Genomic DNA, 19,099 nt, shown 5'->3' on the forward strand with positions numbered 1-19,099 from the left:
CCGCGGGCACTCCGCGGTGCCTTTGCCTCCCCCCGGCCCCCCCGCGGGGCGTGCCCGCCCGGGGCGGGCCCGCCGCGCGGCGACCGCCGCATGACGTCCCTCCCGCGTCCCGTCCCCCCGTCACACCGTCGGGAACGGATCGGGATCCCCTGTTCCGGACCCGCGCCCGAGTGACCCCCGGAGCCTGAGAGAATGGTGGGCATGGCGACTGACCGACCCCGCGTGCTCTCCGGAATCCAGCCCACCGCAGGCTCGTTCCACCTCGGCAACTACCTCGGCGCCGTCCGGCAGTGGGTGGCCCTGCAGGAGACCCACGACGCGTTCTACATGGTCGTCGACCTGCACGCGATCACGGTCCCGCAGGACCCGAAGGAGCTGCGCGCCAACACCCGCCTGGCCACCGCCCAGCTGCTGGCCGCCGGTCTCGACCCGGACCGCTGCACGCTCTTCGTGCAGAGTCACGTGCCCGAGCACGCCCAGCTCGCCTGGATCATGAACTGCCTCACCGGGTTCGGCGAGGCCTCCCGCATGACCCAGTTCAAGGACAAGTCCGCCAAGCAGGGCGCCGACCGCGCCTCCGTCGGCCTGTTCACGTACCCGGTCCTGCAGGTCGCGGACATCCTGCTCTACCAGGCCCACGAGGTGCCGGTGGGCGAGGACCAGCGCCAGCACATCGAGCTCACCCGCGACCTCGCCGAGCGCTTCAACGGCCGGTTCGGCGAGACGTTCACGATGCCGAAGGCGTACATCCTCAAGGAGACGGCGAAGATCTACGACCTCCAGGACCCGACGGTCAAGATGAGCAAGTCGGCGTCCACGCCGAAGGGCCTCATCAACCTCCTGGACGAGCCGAAGGCCACCGCCAAGAAGGTGAAGAGCGCGGTCACCGACACCGACACGGTGATCCGCTACGACGTCGTGGAGAAGCCCGGCGTGAGCAATCTCCTCACGATCTACTCGACCCTCACCGGGGCGGACGTCCCCGAACTGGAGGAGAGGTACGCCGGCAAGGGCTACGGCGCCCTCAAGACGGACCTCGCCGAGGTCATGGTCGAGTTCGTGACCCCGTTCAAGGAGCGCACCCAGCAGTACCTGGACGACCCCGAGACCCTCGACTCGATCCTGGCCAAGGGCGCGGAGAAGGCGCGTGCCGTCGCCGCGGAGACCCTCGCCCGGGCGTACGACCGGGTCGGCTTCCTGCCCGCCAAGCACTGACCCCCGGCAGCGGGCCGCCGGGCGACGGACCGGCGCTGAACCGGCCCGCGACGGCGGTCCGTACCACCGCGCAGCGCCGCACATCACTCCGGTTGCGCCTGCCCGCATCCGGGTCGTGGTCGTACAGTCGATGACGGGGCGGCCGCTCCGGCGGTCACCCGGCGCCCACCGCAGAGCTTCACCATCGCGTTTCACCACCACAACGACAGGAGACGACGTGGGGACCGTAACGATCGGTGTGTCGATCGCGGTCCCGGAGCCTCACGGCAGCCGGCTTCAGCAGCTGCGCGCGGGCTTCGGCGACGCCGCGGCGCACGGCATCCCCACGCACGTCACCCTGCTGCCACCGACCGAGGTCGACGACGGCGCCCTGCCGGCCGTCGAGGCGCACCTGGGCGAGGTCGCCGCGGCGGACCGCCCGTTCCCCATGCGGCTCTCCGGCACGGGCACCTTCCGGCCCCTGTCGCCGGTGGTGTACGTCCGGGTGGTCGACGGCGGCGAGGCCTGCAGCCGGCTGCAGGAGCGGGTCCGCGACGCCTCCGGCCCGATCGCCCGCGAGCTGCAGTTCCCGTACCACCCGCACGTCACCGTGGCGCACGGCATCGGGGAGGCGGCCATGGACCGCGCCTTCGAGGAGCTCTCCGACTACCAGGCCGAGTGGTCCTGCACCGGCTTCGCGCTCTACGAACAGGGCGCCGACGGGGTGTGGCGCAAGCTGCGCGAGTTCCCCTTCGGTTCCGCGGTGGTGCCCCCGCAGGCCGGGAGCGCGGACCGGGGATCCGTCTCCGCCCACTGAGCGCCCCCGCCGCCCGTCAGACCGGAAGCCGGCGGAACACCCCGCGCGGCAGGTGCCGCAGCACCGACATCACCACCCGCAGCGCGCCCGGCACCCACACCGTCTCCGTGCGGCGCCGCAGCCCCAGCTCGACGGCGGCCGCGACCGCCTCCGGCGTGGTGGCCAGCGGCGCCTCGGGCAGCCCGGCCGTCATCCGGGTGCGGACGAACCCGGGACGCACCACCATGACGTGCACGCCCGTGCCGTGCAGCGCGTCGCCGAGACCCTGGGCGAAGGCGTCCAGACCGGCCTTGCTGGAGCCGTAGACGAAGTTCGCGCGGCGGGCCCGCTCGCCCGCCACGGAGGACAGCACCACCAGCGAGCCGTGGCCCTGCGCCTGGAGCGCACGGGCGCACACCAGGCCCGACGAGACGGCGCCGGTGTAGTTGGTCTGCGCGACCCGCGCCGCGGACTCCGGGTCCCGCTCGTCGCGGGCCTGGTCGCCGAGGGTGCCGAAGGCGAGCAGCACCAGGTCGACGTCGCCCTCGGCGAAGACCTTGCCGAGCACGGCCTCGTGCGAGGCGGGGTCGAGCGCGTCGAAGGCCACGGTGTGCGTGTCGGCCCCGAGCCCGCGCAGGTGTCCGGCGGCCTCCTCCAGGGCGGACGACGGGCGGCCGGCCAGCCACACCGTGCGGGTGCGGCGGGCGATCAGCCGCCGCGCGGTGGCCAGCGCGATCTCCGACGTACCGCCGAGGACGAGCAGGGTCTGGGGGAGGCCGAAGGCGTCCTTCACGACAGCTCCTAGAGGGTGCCTAGAGGTGGAGGCGGCGGGACAGGTCGGAGGTGAACACCCCGCGCGGGTCCAGTTCGGCGCGCAGCGCGCGGAAGTCGTCCAGCCGGGGGTACATGGCGGCGAGCAGTTCGGGGCGCAGCCGGGAGTCCTTGGCGAGGTAGACGCGCCCGCCGGCGCCGGCCACCTCCTCGTCGAGTTCGTCGAGGAGACGGCCGAGGCCGGGCAGGGACGCCGGGACGTCCAGGGCCAGGGTCCAGCCCGGCACCGGGAAGGACAGCCAGCCCGGGTCGGCCTCCCCGAAGCGCTTGAGGACGGCGAGGAAGGACGGGCAGCGACGCTCGGAGATCCGGCGCACGACGCGGCGCAGGGTGTCCTCCCGGCCGTGCCCGACGACGAACTGGTACTGCACGAAGCCGCCCCGGCCGTAGATCCGGTTCCAGTGCGGCACACCGTCCAGCGGGTGGAAGAAGGCGGGGATCCGCTGGAGCCGCCCCACCCGCGCGCGGGGCGCCCTGTGGTACCAGAGCGCGTTGAACAGCCCCACGGTGGTGCGGCTGAGCAGGCCCTCGGGGACGAAGGACGGGGCGGCCGGGAAACGGGGGGTGCGGAAGGACAGGGTCTCCTCCCGCGCACGCGCGGCGCGCGGCAGCGCGTCCAGGGGCGCGTGGTCGCCGCGGGTGAGCACCGCGCGGCCGGTGGCCCTCCCGCGGGCCAGCAGATCGACCCAGGCGACCGAGTAGCGGTAGCGGTGGTCGGTGTCGGCGAGGCGGGCCAGCAGGTCGTCGAGGTCGCCCGCGCGCTCGGTGTCGACGCACATCAGCGAGGTCTCGACCGGCAGCAGCCGGACCGTCGCGGTCAGGATCACCCCGGTCAGCCCCATCCCGCCCGCCGTCGCCTCGAACAGCGGCGTGCCCGGCACGACCGTACGGACCTCCCCGTCGGCGGTGAGCAGCTCCAGGGAGAGCACGTGGCGGGAGAAGGAGCCCGAGACGTGGTGGTTCTTGCCGTGGATGTCGGCGCCGATCGCCCCGCCGACCGTCACGTAGCGCGTGCCCGGCGTCACCGGCACGAACCAGCCGAGCGGCAGCAGCACCTCCATCAGCCGGTGCAGGGAGACGCCCGCGTCGCACAGCACGGTGCCGCCGTCGGCGTCGACCGCGTGCACGCGGTCCAGACCCGTCATGTCGAGCACGGCGCCGCCCGCGTTCTGCGCCGCGTCCCCGTACGCCCGCCCCAGCCCCCGCGCGATGCCCCCGCGGGCCCCGCACTCCCGGACCGCCAGGGCGGCCTCCTCGTACGTCCGGGGGCGGATCAGCCGGGCGGCGGAGGGGGCCGTGCGGCCCCACCCCGTGACGGAAACGGTGTCGGCGGACATGAGGGTGACCGTATCGCCCTCGTGTGACTGATTGGATATGAAACATCATCACCGTCCCCGAAACGGGTGATTAATGGGATGTCGCCCTCCCGTGACGGAGTTCCGGCCCGCCGGGGGTGAACAGTGGGCCCACATGGACGACCTCCGCGACCTCCACGACCTCCCCCGCCCCCGCGGTCTCCACGGCATGGACCACCGGATCCTCACCGCCCTCAGGGCGTACGGCGCCGACCCGCGCGTGGCCGGGGCCGCGCGGGCCCTGTCCCGGGCCGGGGAGCACGGGGCGGTGTGGCTCGCGGCGGGGCTCGCCGGAGCCGTCGTGGACCGTCCGCGGCGCGGCGCCTGGCTGCGCGGCACCGCGCTCACCGCGGGCGCCCACGCCGCCGGCTCGGTCGTGAAACGGATCGTGCGCCGGCCCCGCCCCGCCCATGTGGAGCCCCTGGTCGGCACGGTCGGCCGGCACTCCTTCCCCAGCTCGCACGCCACCTCCGCCGCCGCCGCGGCCGTCGCCTTCGGCGCGCTGGGCTCCCGCGCGGTGCCCCCGCTCGCCGCCGCCGTGTGCCTGTCCCGGCTGGTGGCCGGCGTCCACTACCCGTCGGACGTGGCGGCCGGGGCCGCCCTCGGCGCGCTCACCGCCCGGCTCGGTGCCCGCTGGATGAGGGGAGGCCCCGCGTGACCCTCCTGCGCGAGCGCGCCGAGCGGCGGCAGGCCGCGCCGTCCGGCGGGGGCGGCCTCCTCAAGGGCCTGCTGCTCACCGCACGGCCCAAGCAGTGGGTCAAGAACGTCCTGGTGGTCGCCGCCCCGGCCGCCGCCGGCGAACTGTTCTCGCCCGGCGCCCCGGCCCGGCTCGCCCTGGTCTTCGTCCTGTTCACGGCCTGCGCCGCCGCCGTCTACCTCGTCAACGACGCCCGCGACGCCGAGGCCGACCGCGCCCATCCGGTCAAGTGCCGCCGTCCCGTCGCCGCCGGCCGGGTCCCGGTGCCGGCCGCCTACGCCGCCGGGACCGTCCTCGGCGTCCTGGCGCCGGTCCTCGCGGCCCGGCTGTGCCCCCCGGAGGTCGCCGCGCTGCTGACCGCCTACCTGGCGATGCAGCTGGCGTACTGCGTCAGCCTCAAGCACGTCCTCGTCGTCGACCTCGCCGTCGTCACCACCGGCTTCGTGATGCGCGCGGTGATCGGCGGACTGGCCCTCGGCATCCCGCTGTCCCGCTGGTTCCTGATCACCACCGGGTTCGGCGCACTGTTCATGGTCGCCGCCAAGCGCTACTCCGAGGCCGTGCAGACGGCCGGGAGGGCGGGCGCCACGCGCGCGTTGCTCACCGAGTACAGCACCGGCTACCTCCGCTTCGTCTGGCAGCTCGCCGCCGGCGTCGCCGTCCTCGGCTACTGCCTGTGGGCCCTGGAGGAGGGCGGGGTGCCGCACACCAGCGTGCTGCCCTGGCGGCAGCTGTCCGTGGTCGCCTTCGTCCTGGCCGTCCTCCGGTACGCCGTCTTCGCCGACCGCGGGACCGCGGGCGAACCCGAGGACGTGGTGCTGGGCGACCGCGCGCTCGCCGTCATCGGCCTGGTCTGGGCGACGATGTACGCCCTGGCGGTGGCCGACTGGTGAGGGCCCGTCGGCTCCGCCGCGGCCGGACGCCCCGCCCGTGCCGCCCTCCCCACCCGCCCGTGCGGCCCCGGACACGGTCGCCCGGTTCCGGGGTACCAGGACATCGGTCTTCCGCGACGGGGGCAGGGTCGGATCATGGACTGGCTGAAAAGGCTTCCGGTCGTCGGGCCGTGGACGGCCCGGCTGACGCTCACGCACGCCTGGCGGTCGTACGAGCGTCTGGACCGGGTGCACTGGGCGCGGCTGGCCGCGGCGATGACGTTCCGGAGCTTCGTCGCGCTGTTCCCGCTGCTCACCGTGGCCGCCGTGGTCGGCGCGGCCACGCTCGGCGAGGACCGGCAGGACACCCTCCGCAACGAGATCGCCGATCAGGTGCCCGGCATCTCCGACCAGCTCGGGGACCTGGCGGAGAACGCCGGCACCGTCGGCCTCATCGCCGGCGCCGTCCTGCTGTTCACCGGCGTCAGCTGGGCCGGTGTCATGCGCGAGTGCCTGCGCGCGGTGTGGGAACTGCCCGACGAGGAGGAGAACCCGCTGCTGCGCAAGGGCAAGGACCTGGGCGTCCTCGCCGGGCTCGGCGGCGCCGTCCTGGTCACCCTGGCCGCCTCCGCCGTCGCCTCCGCGCTGGTCGGCCGGATCAGCGACGCCATCGGGCTGGAGAAGGGCGGCTGGGGCGGGATCGTGCTGCACACGGCGGCGTTCGCCGTCGCCGTCGGCGCCGACTTCCTGCTGCTGCTGTACGTCCTGACCCTGCTGCCCGGCGTCGAACCCGCCCGGCGCCGCCTGGTCGTCGCCGCGCTCACCGGCGCGATCGGCTTCGAACTGCTGAAGCTGCTGCTCAGCGGCTATCTGCAGGGCGTGGCCGCGAAGAGCATGTACGGCGCGTTCGGCGTCCCGGTGGCCCTGCTGCTGTGGATCAACTTCACCTCGAAACTGGTCCTGTTCTGCGCCGCCTGGACGGCGACGCGGAGCAAGGAGGACGAGGTGCCCGGGCTCACGGACGTGACCGGCGGCGCACCAGGTCCGGCAGCGGCCAGCGCCGGTTGACCAGGAAGGCGCCGCCCGCGAGCAGCACCAGCGCCCCGCCGGCGATGCCCAGCGCGACCCCGGCGCCGTCGGCGCCCGACGCGGCACTCGCCACCGGCTTCGAACCGGCCGCGACGACACCGTCCCCGGCGCCCCCGGCCTCACCGGGGGAGGCGGACGAGCCCGGCCGGGGACCGGTCCGCGCCGCGCTCCTCGGCGGCACCAGCTCACCCACCGGCTCGACCTTGCCGGCCGCCCGGAAACCCCAGTCGAAGAGCTTCGCGGTCTCCTTGTAGACCTCGTTGTGCTCGTTCTTCGACGGGTTCATCACGGTGACCAGCAGCACCTTGCCGTCCCGCTCGGCGACACCGGTGAAGGTGGCGCCGGCGTTGGTGGTGTTGCCGTTCTTCACCCCGGCTATGCCCTGGTAGACCGGGACGTCGTAGTCGCCGGCCAGCAGCCGGTTGGTGCTCTGGATCTCGAAGGACCCGCGGACCTTCCTGCCCTTCTTCTTCTCCGTCTCGCCCGGGAACTTCGCCGTGACCGTCGAGGCGTACTCCCGGAAGTCCTTCTTCTGCAGCCCGGAACGGGCGATCAGGGTCAGGTCGTACGCGGAGGACACCTGCTTCGGGGCGTCGTAGCCGTCCGGGCTGACGGCGTGCGTGTCGAGGGCCTGGAGCTCCCTGGCGTGCTCGTTCATCTCGGCGACGGTCTTCCTCACGCCGCCGTTCATCGCCGACAGCACGTGCACCGCGTCGTTGCCGGAGCGGAGGAAGACGCCCAGCCACAGGTCGTGGACGGTGTAGGTCTCGCCCTCCTTGATGCCGACCATGCTGGAGCCGGCGCCGATCCCGGCCAGGTCGGAGACCTCGACCTTGTGCTCCGTGGTCCTGGGCCACTTCGGCAGCAGCGTGTCGGCGAACAGCATCTTCAGCGTGCTCGCCGGGGCCAGCCGCCAGTGCGCGTTGTGCGCGGCGAGCACCTCGCCGGACTCGGCGTCGGCGACGATCCAGGAGCGGGCCGACAGCCCCTTCGGCAGCACCGGCACCCCGCGCGCGAGGTTGACCTGCGTCCCCGGCTGCCCGAGCCGGACCCCGCCCACGACCGACGTCGTCGCCGGGGGCGTGGCCGACGGACTCGTCGACGGCTTGGGGGCCGCGAGCGCGACGGGGGAGGTCAGCGCGGTGGACAACAGGACGGCGGCGGCGACCAGCAGCGGGCGCCGGACGGTGTTCTTGGGTGCGGGCACGACCGGAAACGTACATGCCACATCCGCCGGAGTCCCGGGCGGGCCCCCACCCCGGGCAAGGATCCGGCCACCGCTTGGCGATACTGGACCCATGCCGTGCCCTTCCGGGGGACACCCCCCGGACCCCCGGCCGACCGAGGGTGCCCGGCGCTGTGAGGAAAGGTCTCTTCTGGTGAAACTCAGCCGCCCCGTCTCCTGGTTCCTGCTCGCCTTCGGGGTGTGGAGCTGGGTCATTTGGGTCACTTTCGTCAAGAACCTGGTCAAGGACAGCAGCGGACTCGCGTTCGAGGACGGGCACCCGACGGCGTACTTCTTCGTTCACCTGACGCTCGCCGTGGTCTCCTTCGTACTGGGGACGGTCATCGGGGGCATTGGGTTGCGCGGACTGCGCGCACTGAGCCGGACGTCACGGACGTCCTGACCGGGAACAGGGGAACTCCGCCTCGTGGCCATCGTCTTCGTACTCATCGCACTGCTGGTCGTGGCCGTCCTGGTGACGGGCAACTGGTATGTGTGGCGGCGTCTGTTCCGGGACACCACGAAGGGCCCGGGCGCGGTGCGCCGCGCGGGCGCGGCGGTCATCGTCGGCGGCTGGGCGCTGGCCGTCGGCGCCCTCGTCGCCGAGCGCGGCGGGGCCCCCTTCCGGCTCCAGCAGGTCCTGGCCTGGCCCGGCTTCCTGTGGTTGGCCCTGGCCCTGTACCTGCTGCTGGCGGTGCTCGCGGGCGAGCTGGTGCGCCCGGTGCTGCGGCGGATCCTGGAACGGCGGGCGGGGGCGCGCGGGGCGGCGGCGCCCGTACCGGCGCGGCCGGAGCCGATACCGGCCGGACAGGGCGCGGGGAACGGCCCGGGCGGTGCGGCGGGCGGTGCGGCGGACGACGGGACGCCCGGGGACGGTCCGGCGGCCGGCAGCGGCGCGTCCGGCCCGCGGGAGACGCCCGCCGCGCCCTCCCGGCGGCTGTTCGTCTCCCGCGTCGTCGGCGGGGCCGCCGCGGCGGCGGCCGTGGGGACCGTCGGCTACGGGACGTACGGCGTGCTGCGCGGGCCGCGGGTGAAGCGGGTCACCGTGCCGCTCGCCAAGCTGCCCCGCGCGGCGCACGGTTACCGCATCGCGGTGGTCAGCGACATCCACCTCGGCCCGGTGCTCGGACGGGGCTTCGCGCAGAAGGTCGTCGACACGATCAACTCGACCCAGCCGGACCTGATCGCGGTCGTCGGCGACCTGGTGGACGGGAGCGTGAAGGACCTCGGCCCGGCCGCCGCTCCGCTGGCGCGGCTGAGGGCGCGTCACGGCTCGTTCTTCGTCACCGGCAACCACGAGTACTTCTCCGGTGCCGAGCAGTGGGTCGAGGAGGTGCGGCGGCTCGGGCTGAACCCGCTGGAGAACGCCCGCAGGGAGCTGCCGCACTTCGACCTGGCGGGGGTCAACGACGTGGCCGGCGAGGACGAGGGGCAGGGCCCGGACTACGCGAAGGCGCTCGGCGACCGGGACCGGGAGCGGGCGTGCGTGCTGCTCGCCCACCAGCCGGTGCAGATCCACGACGCCGTCGACCACGGTGTCGACCTGCAGCTCTCCGGGCACACCCACGGTGGCCAGCTCTTCCCCGGCAACCTGGTCGCCGGTCTCGCCAACCCCACCCTCGCGGGGCTGGACCGCTACGGCGACACCCAGCTCTACGTCAGCCGGGGCGCCGGCGCGTGGGGCCCGCCCACGCGGGTGGGCGCGCCGTCGGACATCACGGTGATCGAGCTGGCCTCCGGGCACGCCTGACGGCGGACCAGCCGCCATGGCGGGCGTGGGGCTGGCCGCCGCGGTCGCCCTGGACGCCTTCGTCCTGCGCACCGCGCTGGTGCCGGCCGTGATGCACCTGCTCGGGAGGTCCAACTGGTGGCTGCCGGCCGGCCTGGAGAAGCGGCTGCCGCACCTGGCGGTGGAACCGAAGGAGGACGGCCCGCTGGCGCACGACGTGGAGCTCACGCCCGGTGAGGTGGACGCCGTCAGCTGACGGTGCCGGGGCGCCCGTCGTCGGCGGGCGCCCCCTCCTTCTTCCTCGCCGGGTCCGGAAGCGCCTTCGTCATCCCGGGCAGGAACTCCGTGAACAGTTCGTGCACCTCGCGGACCAGGGGCCGCAGCACCCGGAAACGGGCCAGGGCGATGCCCCGCGCGGTGATCCGGGCGCCGCGCTCGGCCAGCCGGTAGCTGCGCTCCCGGCCCTCGGTCCGGTCGAAGATCCAGTACAGGACGAGCCCCATCTGGGACAGCCACATCAACTCGGGCAGGATGTCCCGCAGCTCCTCGGGCACCTTGCTCCTCGTCCCGGCGAGCACCGCGCGGTGGACGCTGATCGCCTCCAGACGCGCGTGCTCGGACTCGGGGGAGAAGGGGCTGAGCGGGCTGTCCGGGTCGGCGGCGTTCTTGAAGAACTGCACCGCGAACTCGTGGTACGGCGTGGCGATGTCCAGCCACGCCTTCAGCACGCCCGCGAGCCGGGCCTCCAGGTCGGTCTCCCGGCGCAGGACCTCCCGGACGGCCACCTGGTGCTCGGCGGCGATCCGGTCGTAGAAGCCCTGGATCAGGTGTTCCTTGCCCTCGAAGTAGTAGTAGGCGTTGCCGACGGAGACCCCGGCCTCCTTGGCGATGGCCCGCATGGTCGTCTTGTCGTACCCGCGCTCCTGGAACAGCCGCATGGCGGTCTCGAGGATCAGGGCGCGGGTCTGCTCGGACTTGCTGAGGGTGGCGCCGTCGTCGGGGCCGTCGTTCTTCGCGGGCACGGAAGGAGAGCCTAATGCCACGGACGGGTGCCCTACGGGGTGGTGCAGGTGCCCGCGGCGCAGTTCGGCGGGGCGTAGCTCCAGCCGTCGCGCGGATCGTAGGTCCACCCGTCGCCCCGGTGGTAGACGCCCCCGCCCCACCCGGTCGTCGATCCCCGCCACTTGGCGGCGGCCAGCACCGCGCCCCTGGCGAGCCGGGCGCCGGCGGGAGTGCTCAGCCGGTGGGCCAGCGGCCGGTGCTCGCGCAGGGCCCACAGCGTGACGATCCACGCGGCGGCGCCCCGGTAGACCTGCCCGGCGTCACCGACCACGGTGACCTCCTCCAGGGTGGCCCCGTGGTCGAGGCCGGGGAACCGGGCCCGCGCCGCCTCCGAGGCCGCCGGGACCAGCTCCAGGGGCACCAGCTGCGGCTGGCGCACCAGCCAGTCCCGTACGAAGGCGCACAGGGAGCACTCGGCGTCGTACAGCACGGTGAGCCGGCGGACCGGGACGCGCGCGGCGCCCCGGTCCCCGCGGGGGGCCGTCACGCCGCTCACGCCCCGGCCGACGGGGCCGGCGGGGCCGCCCAGCCCTGCGGCGGCACCGGCGGGACCTGCTCCCGCTCCATCACCCCGCGCCGCCGGATCCGGTTGAGCACGTACACGTTGCCCAGGTGCATCACGCCCAGCACCAGCAGCACCACGCCGAGCTTGGTCGACAGGGCCTCGAAGATGCCGCGCGTGTCGGTGATCGTCTCGTCGTCGCTCAGGTACAGCGCGACGAACCCGAGGTTGACGAGGTAGAAGCCGACCACCAGGAGGTGGTTGACGGCGTCGGCGAGCTTCTCGTTGCCGTGCAGCACGTCGGCGAGGAAGACCCGCCCGTTGCTGCTGAGCGTACGAGCGACCCACACGGTCAGTCCGATGCTGACCACCAGGTAGATGACATAGGCGATGACCGTACGGTCCATGTCCCCCAGCCCTTCTTGAACATGTTCAAAATGCTGACAGGGGAGACTCTAGACCTCTTTTTTGAACGTGTTCAACTCAGGGGCGGAGTGGGCTGCGTCACGGAACGGCCGCGCTCCGCGTGCGGTTCAGTCGGACGTGCGCTGCTGTCCGGCCCGGAGGATCTCGGCCACGTCCAGGGTGACCTTGGCGCCGATCGAGTCGGGGAGGGTGACCTGCTGACCGGGGGAGTGGAAGCGGTGGCTCGCGTACTCGTTCCCGACCGGATCGGTCAGGACGTGGATGCGCTCATGCTTGCGGTCGACGATGGCGTAGACGGGGATCTTCGCCTCGGCGTAGACGGCGACCTTGGCCTTCAGGTCGTTCTTCCAGTTGCTGGAGGCGACCTCCAGGACGAGGCGGAAGCAGACCGGGTCGTAGCAGTTGTTCTCGATGAGGTGGTCGTCGATGTCGGAGTCCACGACCACCAGATCAGGAATCGCGTAGTCCTCGGTGTCGGTGGGCAGCCAGAGGCCGACGCCCTGGAGCACTTCGGTCTCCCCGCCGTGCAGTCCGGCTGTGAAGAAGGGGAGCATCAGTGTGGTCAGGGCGCGGGCGTGCGGGCCGTCCGGTGGCGGCGTCACGAGGATCTGGCCTCCGATGATCTCGACGCGGTAGCCCGGAAGACGGTCCATGACGCGGTTCGCCTCCGCGATCAGCGGACGCTCGTCGTGGGGCCGCTCGACGGATGCTGCGGACATCGCGTGCCTCCTGGGGGGGCTGGTGTCGAGACCATCATCGTAGGGCGGAGGGCGCCCTCACGTCCGGTGCGGCCGCCCTCACCCGAACGTGTGGCATATGCCGTGAGGGCCCCGTCTCCGGCGGAGACGGGGCCCTCACGGACGTACGGCGACGTGCCTCAGTAGCGGCGCGTGATCAGCGCACGCTTCACCTCGGCGATCGCCTTCGTGACCTCGATGCCGCGCGGGCAGGCGTCCGTGCAGTTGAAGGTCGTGCGGCAGCGCCAGACGCCGTCGCGGTCGTTGAGGATCTCCAGGCGCTGCTCGCCGGCCTCGTCACGCGAGTCGAAGATGAAGCGGTGCGCGTTGACGATGGCCGCCGGGCCGAAGTACTGCCCGTCGTTCCAGAACACCGGGCACGAGGACGTGCACGCGGCGCACAGGATGCACTTGGTCGTGTCGTCGAAGCGCTCGCGGTCCTCGGCGGACTGCAGCCGCTCGCGCGTCGGCTCGTTGGTGTCCTTCGTGATCAGGAAGGGCATCACGTCCCGGTACGCCTGGAAGAACGGCTCCATGTCCACGACCAGGTCCTTGAGGACCGTCAGGCCCTTGATGGCCTCGACCGTGATCGGCTTCTCGGGGTTGATGTCCTTGATCAGCGTCTTGCACGCCAGGCGGTTCTTGCCGTTGATCCGCATGGCGTCGGAGCCGCAGATGCCGTGGGCGCAGGAACGGCGGAAGGTCAGCGTGCCGTCCAGATCCCACTTGATCTTGTGCAGCGCGTCGAGGACGCGCTCCTTGGGGTCGATCTCCAGCTGGAAGTCTTCCCAGACCGCCTCGGCCGAGACCTCCGGGTTGAACCGGCGGATCCGCATCGTGACGGTGATGTAGGGGGAGTCGGCGAAACCGGGCTCGGGGGAGCCGGCCGCGTCCGCCTTGTCCAGAACAGGGGTAGCCATCAGTACTTACGCTCCATCGGCTGGTAGCGGGTCTGGACGACCGGCTTGTAGTCCAGACGGACGGTCTCGGTGCCGTCGGCGCCGACCTCGCGGTACGCCATCGTGTGGCGCATGAAGTTGACGTCGTCGCGGTTCGGGTAGTCCTCGCGGTAGTGACCGCCGCGGGACTCCTTGCGGGCCAGCGCGGAGACGGCCATGACCTCGGCCAGGTCGAGCAGGTTGCCCAGCTCGACGGCCTCGAGGAGGTCGGTGTTGAACCGCTTGCCCTTGTCCTGGATGGCGACGTTCTTGTAGCGCTCGCGCAGCTCGGCGATCTTCTCGACCGCCGTCTTGATCGTCTGCTCGGTGCGGAACACCATGACGTTGGCGTCCATGGTCTCCTGCAGCTCACGGCGGAGGGTGGCCACCCGCTCGTTGCCGGTGGAGGACCGCAGCCGCTCGATCTGCTCGACGACCAGGGACTCCGGGTTCTCCGGCAGCTCGACGAAGTCGGCCTTCTGGGAGTACTCCGCCGCCGCGATGCCGGCCCGCTTGCCGAACACGTTGATGTCCAGCAGCGAGTTGGTGCCCAGGCGGTTGGCGCCGTGCACCGAGACGCAGGCGACCTCGCCGGCCGCGTACAGACCCGGCACGACGGTGGTGTTGTCCGCCAGCACCTCGCCCTGGACGTTGGTCGGGATGCCGCCCATGGCGTAGTGCGCGGTCGGCTGGATCGGGATCGGGTCCGTGTAGGGCTCGATGCCGAGGTAGGTCCGCGCGAACTCCGTGATGTCGGGCAGCTTGGCGTCCAGCTGCTCCGGCGGCAGGTGCGTGAGGTCCAGGTAGACGTGGTCGCCCTCGGGACCGCAGCCGCGGCCCTCGCGGATCTCCGTGTAGATGGAGCGCGAGACGACGTCACGGGAGGCGAGGTCCTTCATGACCGGCGCGTACTTCTCCATGAAGCGCTCGCCGTCCTTGTTGCGCAGGATGCCGCCCTCACCGCGGGCGCCCTCCGTCAGCAGGATGCCCATGCGCCAGATGCCGGTCGGGTGGAACTGGAAGAACTCCATGTCCTCCAGCGGCAGCCCGCGCCGGTACACGGCCGCCTGGCCGTCACCGGTCAGCGTGTGCGCGTTGGACGTCACCTTGAAGAACTTGCCGGTGCCGCCGGACGCGTAGATCACGGCCTTCGCCTGGAAGACGTGGATCTCGCCGGTGGCCAGCTCGTACGCGACCACGCCGGCGGACTTCTTGACGCCGTCGACCTCGGTGATCAGCTGGTCCAGGACGTAGAACTCGTTGAAGAACTCCACGCCCTCCTTGACGCAGTTCTGGTACAGCGTCTGGAGGATCATGTGGCCGGTGCGGTCGGCCGCGTAACAGGACCGGCGGACCGGCGCCTCGCCGTGGTTGCGGGAGTGGCCGCCGAAGCGGCGCTGGTCGATGGTGCCGTTCGGCGTGCGGTTGAACGGCAGGCCCATCTTCTCCAGGTCGAGGACCGAGTCGATGGCCTCCTTCGCCAGGATCTCGGCGGCGTCCTGGTCGACCAGGTAGTCGCCGCCCTTGACCGTGTCGAAGGTGTGCCACTCCCAGTTGTCCTCCTCCACGTTGGCCAGCGCGGCGGCCATGCCGCCCTGCGCGGCGCCCGTGTGGGAGCGGGTGGGGTAGAGCTTCGTCAGGACGGCCGTGCGGCTGCGCTTGGTCGACTCGATGGCCGCGCGCATGCCCGCGCCGCCGGCGCCGACGATGACGGTGTCGTACTTGTGGATCTTCATGAGTTTCGCAGCCCCGTGCCTAGCGGATGTTCGGGTCGAAGGTGAAGATCACCAGCGTGCCCAGCAGGATGGTGAACACCGTGGCGGTGTAGAGCAGGCCCTTGAGCCAGAGCCGGGTGCTCGGCCGCTCCGCGTAGTCGTTGATGACCGTGCGCAGGCCGTTGGCGCCGTGGAGCATGGCGAGCCACAGCATCAGCAGGTCCCAGACCTGCCAGAACGGCGAGGCCCAGCGGCCGGCCACGAAGGCGAAGCCGATCTTGGAGACGCCGCCGTCCAGCACCAGCTGGATCAGCAGGTGACCGAGGACCAGGACGACCAGGACGACGCCGGACAGGCGCATGAACAGCCAGGCGGCCATCTCGAAGTTGCCGCGGGTGCTCTTCGGGCTCTTCTTGGTCCGCTTGCGCGGGGGCTCGATGACCGGCGCCGGGTTGTCGACGGAGTAGCGCGGGCCGCCCTCGACGGGGCTGATGCCCGAGGCGGTGGTGTCAGTCGTGGACATGGGTGTCAGCTCCCGAACACTTCACGAGCGGCGTGGCCGAGCACGGGGTAGATCGCCCCGAGCATCAGCACCAGCCACAGGGCGACGACGGTCCAGAGCATCTGCTTCTGGTAGCGGGCGCCCTTGAGCCAGAAGTCGACGGCGATGACACGCAGGCCGTTGAGCGCGTGGAACAGGATGGCGGCCACGAGGCCGTACTCCAGCAGCGCGACGATCGGTGTCTTGTACGTGGCCACGACGGTGTCGTAGGCCTCGGGGGACACCCGCACGAGAGCGGTGTCCAGCACGTGAACGAACAGGAAGAAGAAGATGAGGACGCCGGTGACTCGATGAGCCACCCAGGACCACATTCCTTCCCGGCCGCGGTACAGCGTTCCAGCCGGCACGGAAGTTTCCTCCGGGAGCGGGGTTCGGGGCCGCGCCGGCTTTCCTTGTCGGTCGGGCCCGGCCGGGTACGGTCCACCGGCCCCCAGCATGTTAGCGACGACTGTCTGCGGCGCGGACAGGGGGCCTACCGGTGTGATCAAACTTGCACTCGAAGGGGTGCGCGTCGGTGCTTGGCGGCTACCGGGGCGGCGTTTCACCGGGTGCGGGCCCGTCGGCGGTGGACAGGGCGGTTCCCCGCGCCCCCAGGACGGCGGGCAGCCGCTCCCTGGCCAGGCGCCGGAGCTGCTCGGCCGCCACGACCCGTTCGTCCTCCGGATCGTTGGCCAATCGTGACCGGATGTTCTCCAGGACCCGGTCCAGGGTCTCCTCCTCGGGGACGCCGTCCAGGCAGATGACGAAGACGTGGCCGAACTTGGCCTCGTACGCCGTGTGGGCCGCGGTCAGGGCCGTGTGGGCGGCGGAGTAGGTGCCGTCGGGGAGGGCGGGGAGGGGTTCCGCCGCCAGGGCCTCCGTCAGTTCCTTGGGGGAGAGGTCGTACGTCGCCTCGTCGGAGGCCGCCAGGAGGGACGGCAGATCGGGGTAGGGGCGGTGGCCGGAGAGGCGCAGGGCCCAGCGCGGGCTGCGCAGACAGGCCAGGAGGGCGCGCTCGGCCTCCTCGGCGGGGGCGGTGTTGAACCACGCGAGGGCGGACGGGGCGCCGGGGGCGTCGCGGGGCTGTCCGGGTATGGAGACTCGGCCGGGGAGGTCTGGGAGACGGTGCGCAGGCAGCGTGGGTCCTCGTGGGCGTCGCGTGTGGCGGTGGAAGATGCTGTGAGAGTTGTGACGTCACGTTATCGAGTGAGTCCGAGACGTGTCCGATCGGTACCCCGGATTCACCCGGACGGCAGGGTTTGAGGACGGCTCGTCGCGGCCCTTCACCCATTCGGGTCGTACGTTGGCTGGGTGAGGCAGCACAGGCAGCACAGGCAGCACAGGCAGCACAGGCAGCACAGGCGCCGCGCGGCGGCGGAGGCGGTGCGACGGCGGCGGGTGCTGGTCGTGGCCGCCACCGCGGGCGCGCTGATGACCGCGACCGGCGTGGGCCTCGGTCTGTGGGCGTCCCCGGACGGCGGGGGCGCGTCCGCGGGCTCGGCGGCGGCCTCCTCCGCGCAGAGCCCCGGCGGTCCCGACGAGGCCGCCGGGACGGCGGCGGGGGAGGACCCGGGCCCGAGCCCGAGCCGCTCCCACCCCCTGTCGGAGGCGCCGCGCACCATCCCCGCGGTCCGCGGGCACACGGCGGAGCGCGGTCCGGGCTGGCGCCCCGCGAAGGACCACCGGGTGGTCGTGGCCGATCCGGCGCTGGCCGACGAGGGCCGGCTGATAGCCGGCGAGCTGGGGCTGGCGTACGCGGGCGAGAAGGACGACGAGCGGGCCGGGGACCTGCGGCTGGAGCTGAACCGGGACGCGGGCGCGAACCCCGAGGCGTACACGATGACCGTGCGGGGCGGACGGGTGACCGTCGCCGCCCCCGCCGAGGCGGGCGTGTTCTACGGCACCCGCACGCTCAAGCAGGAGATCCGGGGGGCCGGCGCCGCCCCCGAGGGCGTGGTGCGCGACGGGCCCGCCAAGCAGCGGCGCGGGCTGATGCTGGACATCGCGCGCAAGCACTACGACGCCGGCTGGATCGAGGACCGGATCCGCGAGCTCGGCGACCTGAAGTTCAACGAGCTCGGCCTGCACTTCTCCGACGACCAGGGCTTCCGCATCGAGTCCGACTCGCACCCGGAGATCGTGTCCGAGCAGCACCTGACCAAGGCGCAGGTGAAGAGGATCGTCGACCTCGCGGAGAGCCGGCACATCACCGTCGTCCCCGAGATCGACTCGCCCGGACACCTGGGCGCGGTCCTCGCCGCCCACCCGGACCTGCAGCTGCGCGACGCGAGCGGCGGCGCGGTGCGCGGCGCGATCGACATCTCCAGGCCCGGGGCCGCCGAGATCGTCGACGACCTGCTGGACGAGTACGCCGGCCTCTTCCCCGGCGGGCAGTGGCACCTGGGCGCGGACGAGTACCAGGCGCTGGTGGTGTCCGACCCCGAGGCGTCGTTCCCGGACCTGGCCGCCGCCGCGCGGGAGAAGTACGGCCCCGGCGCGACCGTGGAGGACCTGACCACCGGCTGGCTCAACGACCGGGCCGCCACGGTCCGCGCCCACGACCGCACGCCCCGCGCCTGGAACGACGGCTTCTTCCGGGGCGGATCGGTCCGGGCCGCCGAGGACGTCCAGGTCGCGTACTGGACCGGCAAGGAGATCGGCGCCCGGCCGCCGGCGGAGTACCTGGACGAGGGCAGGAAGGTCGTCAACCACAACGACGAGTTCCTCTACTACGTGCTCGGGGAGCCCCTGACCTTCGTCTACCCGACGGGCGAGCGGATCTACGAGCAGTGGACGCCGCTGGTGCTGCGCGGCACCACCGCGGTCCCGAAGCGGTACGACGACCAGATCCTCGGCGGGTCCTTCGCCGTCTGGGGCGACCTCCCCCGCGCCCAGACCCAGGAGCAGGTCGCGGACGGGATCCGGCTGCCGCTGGCGGCGACCGTCCAGAAGCTGTGGGACCCCGGCGCCCCCGAGCTCTCCTGGGCGGAGTTCCGGGAGCTGGCGGACGAGCTGGACTGACCGGGCCCCGGGCCGGCCCGCGGTACGGATCGCCGGCCCCGGCCCGACCCGGCCCGATGGCCGAAAACCGCTGCCTCCGCCCGCTCGACCGGCTCGGCGTGGTCCCCCTGTGACACTCCGGGCCCCTCGCACGCAGTAAGGGGAAATGCGGGATCGGTGAGGGTCGGGGCACGTGAGGGCCTCGTCGGGGGCCCGCGGACACTCCTTGAGGGGGCGTGGATGAGCCTGGTGGAACTGATCGCGCGAGCCGACGAGCGCGGGCTGGCCGCGAGCGCGTCCTCAGTGCCACGGCACTCGCCTGCACCGCCGTACTGGCGGGCACGGTCCCCGCGTTCGCCGACGGACCCTCCCCGGTGCCCGCGGCCACCG

General features: G+C 72.5%; 20 protein-coding genes and 1 pseudogene. 9 read left to right on the top strand and 12 right to left on the bottom strand.

Annotation, left to right across the window (positions count from 1 at the left end; genetic code table 11):
* The first annotated feature begins 201 nt into the window (after positions 1–201).
* Positions 202–1,215, top strand: a complete 1,014-nt coding sequence (gene trpS, locus ABTY20_RS28390) for a tryptophan--tRNA ligase (protein ID WP_351999900.1) — start codon at positions 202–204, stop codon at positions 1,213–1,215.
* Between the two features lie 217 nt (positions 1,216–1,432).
* The gene (locus tag ABTY20_RS28395; RefSeq protein ID WP_351999901.1) at positions 1,433–2,011 is read left to right on the top strand and encodes a 2'-5' RNA ligase family protein; all 579 of its coding nucleotides are present in this window, start codon (positions 1,433–1,435) and stop codon (positions 2,009–2,011) included.
* 16 nt (positions 2,012–2,027) lie between these two features.
* Here the strand turns inward: ABTY20_RS28395 and dprE2 are convergent, their stop codons facing one another.
* Together dprE2 and dprE1 are read right to left on the bottom strand one after the other, a co-directional pair.
* Positions 2,028–2,783: a decaprenylphospho-beta-D-erythro-pentofuranosid-2-ulose 2-reductase gene (gene dprE2, locus ABTY20_RS28400; RefSeq protein WP_351999902.1), complete on the bottom strand. Its 756-nt coding sequence runs from the start codon at positions 2,781–2,783 to the stop codon at positions 2,028–2,030.
* 19 nt (positions 2,784–2,802) lie between these two features.
* Positions 2,803–4,158 carry a decaprenylphosphoryl-beta-D-ribose oxidase gene (dprE1, locus tag ABTY20_RS28405; protein WP_351999903.1) on the bottom strand — a complete coding sequence of 452 codons (1,356 nt, stop codon included), beginning with the start codon at positions 4,156–4,158 and terminating at the stop codon, positions 2,803–2,805.
* A 133-nt stretch (positions 4,159–4,291) separates the two neighbouring features.
* On the opposite strand from dprE1, the gene ABTY20_RS28410 reads away from it, so the two are divergent.
* From ABTY20_RS28410 to ABTY20_RS28420, 3 genes are all read left to right on the top strand, one after another.
* A complete protein-coding gene (locus tag ABTY20_RS28410; RefSeq protein ID WP_351999904.1) occupies positions 4,292–4,834 on the top strand; it encodes a phosphatase PAP2 family protein in 543 nt (180 codons plus the stop codon).
* Positions 4,835–4,839: 5 nt separating this feature from the next.
* On the top strand, positions 4,840–5,766 hold the full coding sequence (locus ABTY20_RS28415) for a decaprenyl-phosphate phosphoribosyltransferase (protein ID WP_351999915.1): 927 nt from the start codon (positions 4,840–4,842) through the stop codon (positions 5,764–5,766).
* Positions 5,767–5,901: 135 nt separating this feature from the next.
* Positions 5,902–6,813, top strand: a complete 912-nt coding sequence (locus ABTY20_RS28420) for a YihY/virulence factor BrkB family protein (protein WP_351999905.1) — start codon at positions 5,902–5,904, stop codon at positions 6,811–6,813.
* Here ABTY20_RS28420 and ABTY20_RS28425 read toward each other — a convergent pair.
* A complete protein-coding gene (locus ABTY20_RS28425; RefSeq protein WP_351999906.1) occupies positions 6,761–8,041 on the bottom strand; it encodes a D-alanyl-D-alanine carboxypeptidase family protein in 1,281 nt (426 codons plus the stop codon). The genes ABTY20_RS28420 and ABTY20_RS28425 overlap by 53 nt on opposite strands.
* A gap of 172 nt (positions 8,042–8,213) precedes the next feature.
* Between ABTY20_RS28425 and ABTY20_RS28430 the strand changes: the two genes are divergently transcribed.
* The 3 genes and pseudogenes from ABTY20_RS28430 to ABTY20_RS28440 all read left to right on the top strand — a co-directional run.
* Entirely contained in the window at positions 8,214–8,462 is a 249-nt protein-coding gene (locus ABTY20_RS28430; protein WP_030829790.1) for an SCO4848 family membrane protein, read from the top strand.
* 24 nt (positions 8,463–8,486) lie between these two features.
* Positions 8,487–9,809: a metallophosphoesterase gene (locus ABTY20_RS28435; protein WP_351999907.1), complete on the top strand. Its 1,323-nt coding sequence runs from the start codon at positions 8,487–8,489 to the stop codon at positions 9,807–9,809.
* 10 nt (positions 9,810–9,819) lie between these two features.
* Positions 9,820–9,987: pseudogene (locus ABTY20_RS28440) on the top strand (MMPL family transporter); the annotation flags it as partial.
* Between the two features lie 49 nt (positions 9,988–10,036).
* Here ABTY20_RS28440 and ABTY20_RS28445 read toward each other — a convergent pair.
* The 9 genes from ABTY20_RS28445 to ABTY20_RS28485 form a co-directional block, all read right to left on the bottom strand.
* On the bottom strand, positions 10,037–10,810 hold the full coding sequence (locus ABTY20_RS28445) for a TetR/AcrR family transcriptional regulator (RefSeq protein ID WP_351999908.1): 774 nt from the start codon (positions 10,808–10,810) through the stop codon (positions 10,037–10,039).
* 32 nt (positions 10,811–10,842) lie between these two features.
* A complete protein-coding gene (locus ABTY20_RS28450) occupies positions 10,843–11,346 on the bottom strand; it encodes a thiol-disulfide oxidoreductase DCC family protein (RefSeq protein ID WP_351999909.1) in 504 nt (167 codons plus the stop codon).
* Complete coding sequence (locus ABTY20_RS28455) at positions 11,343–11,759, bottom strand: hypothetical protein (RefSeq protein ID WP_351999910.1); 417 nt, start codon at positions 11,757–11,759, stop codon at positions 11,343–11,345. The genes ABTY20_RS28450 and ABTY20_RS28455 overlap by 4 nt, the downstream gene beginning before the upstream one ends.
* A 126-nt stretch (positions 11,760–11,885) precedes the next feature.
* On the bottom strand, positions 11,886–12,497 hold the full coding sequence (locus ABTY20_RS28460) for a Uma2 family endonuclease (protein ID WP_351999911.1): 612 nt from the start codon (positions 12,495–12,497) through the stop codon (positions 11,886–11,888).
* Positions 12,498–12,655: 158 nt separating this feature from the next.
* Entirely contained in the window at positions 12,656–13,435 is a 780-nt protein-coding gene (locus ABTY20_RS28465; RefSeq protein WP_030829816.1) for a succinate dehydrogenase iron-sulfur subunit, read from the bottom strand.
* The gene (gene sdhA, locus ABTY20_RS28470; RefSeq protein ID WP_351999912.1) at positions 13,435–15,189 is read right to left on the bottom strand and encodes a succinate dehydrogenase flavoprotein subunit; all 1,755 of its coding nucleotides are present in this window, start codon (positions 15,187–15,189) and stop codon (positions 13,435–13,437) included. The genes ABTY20_RS28465 and sdhA overlap by 1 nt, the downstream gene beginning before the upstream one ends.
* Positions 15,190–15,208: 19 nt before the next feature.
* Positions 15,209–15,691, bottom strand: coding sequence for a succinate dehydrogenase hydrophobic membrane anchor subunit (locus tag ABTY20_RS28475; RefSeq protein WP_351999913.1), 483 nt, complete (start codon positions 15,689–15,691; stop codon positions 15,209–15,211).
* A gap of 5 nt (positions 15,692–15,696) precedes the next feature.
* Positions 15,697–16,077, bottom strand: coding sequence for a succinate dehydrogenase, cytochrome b556 subunit (gene sdhC / locus ABTY20_RS28480; protein WP_351999914.1), 381 nt, complete (start codon positions 16,075–16,077; stop codon positions 15,697–15,699).
* A gap of 178 nt (positions 16,078–16,255) precedes the next feature.
* Positions 16,256–16,885 (bottom strand): 2-oxo-4-hydroxy-4-carboxy-5-ureidoimidazoline decarboxylase, encoded by a 630-nt coding sequence (locus tag ABTY20_RS28485; RefSeq protein WP_502991903.1) that lies wholly within the window; start codon positions 16,883–16,885, stop codon positions 16,256–16,258.
* Positions 16,886–17,140: 255 nt separating this feature from the next.
* Between ABTY20_RS28485 and ABTY20_RS28490 the strand changes: the two genes are divergently transcribed.
* Positions 17,141–18,730 (top strand): beta-N-acetylhexosaminidase, encoded by a 1,590-nt coding sequence (locus tag ABTY20_RS28490; RefSeq protein WP_351999917.1) that lies wholly within the window; start codon positions 17,141–17,143, stop codon positions 18,728–18,730.
* Positions 18,731–19,099 lie beyond the last annotated feature (369 nt).

The organism is Streptomyces sp. NPDC126497 (assembly GCF_040302425.1).
Lineage (GTDB): Bacteria > Actinomycetota > Actinomycetes > Streptomycetales > Streptomycetaceae > Streptomyces.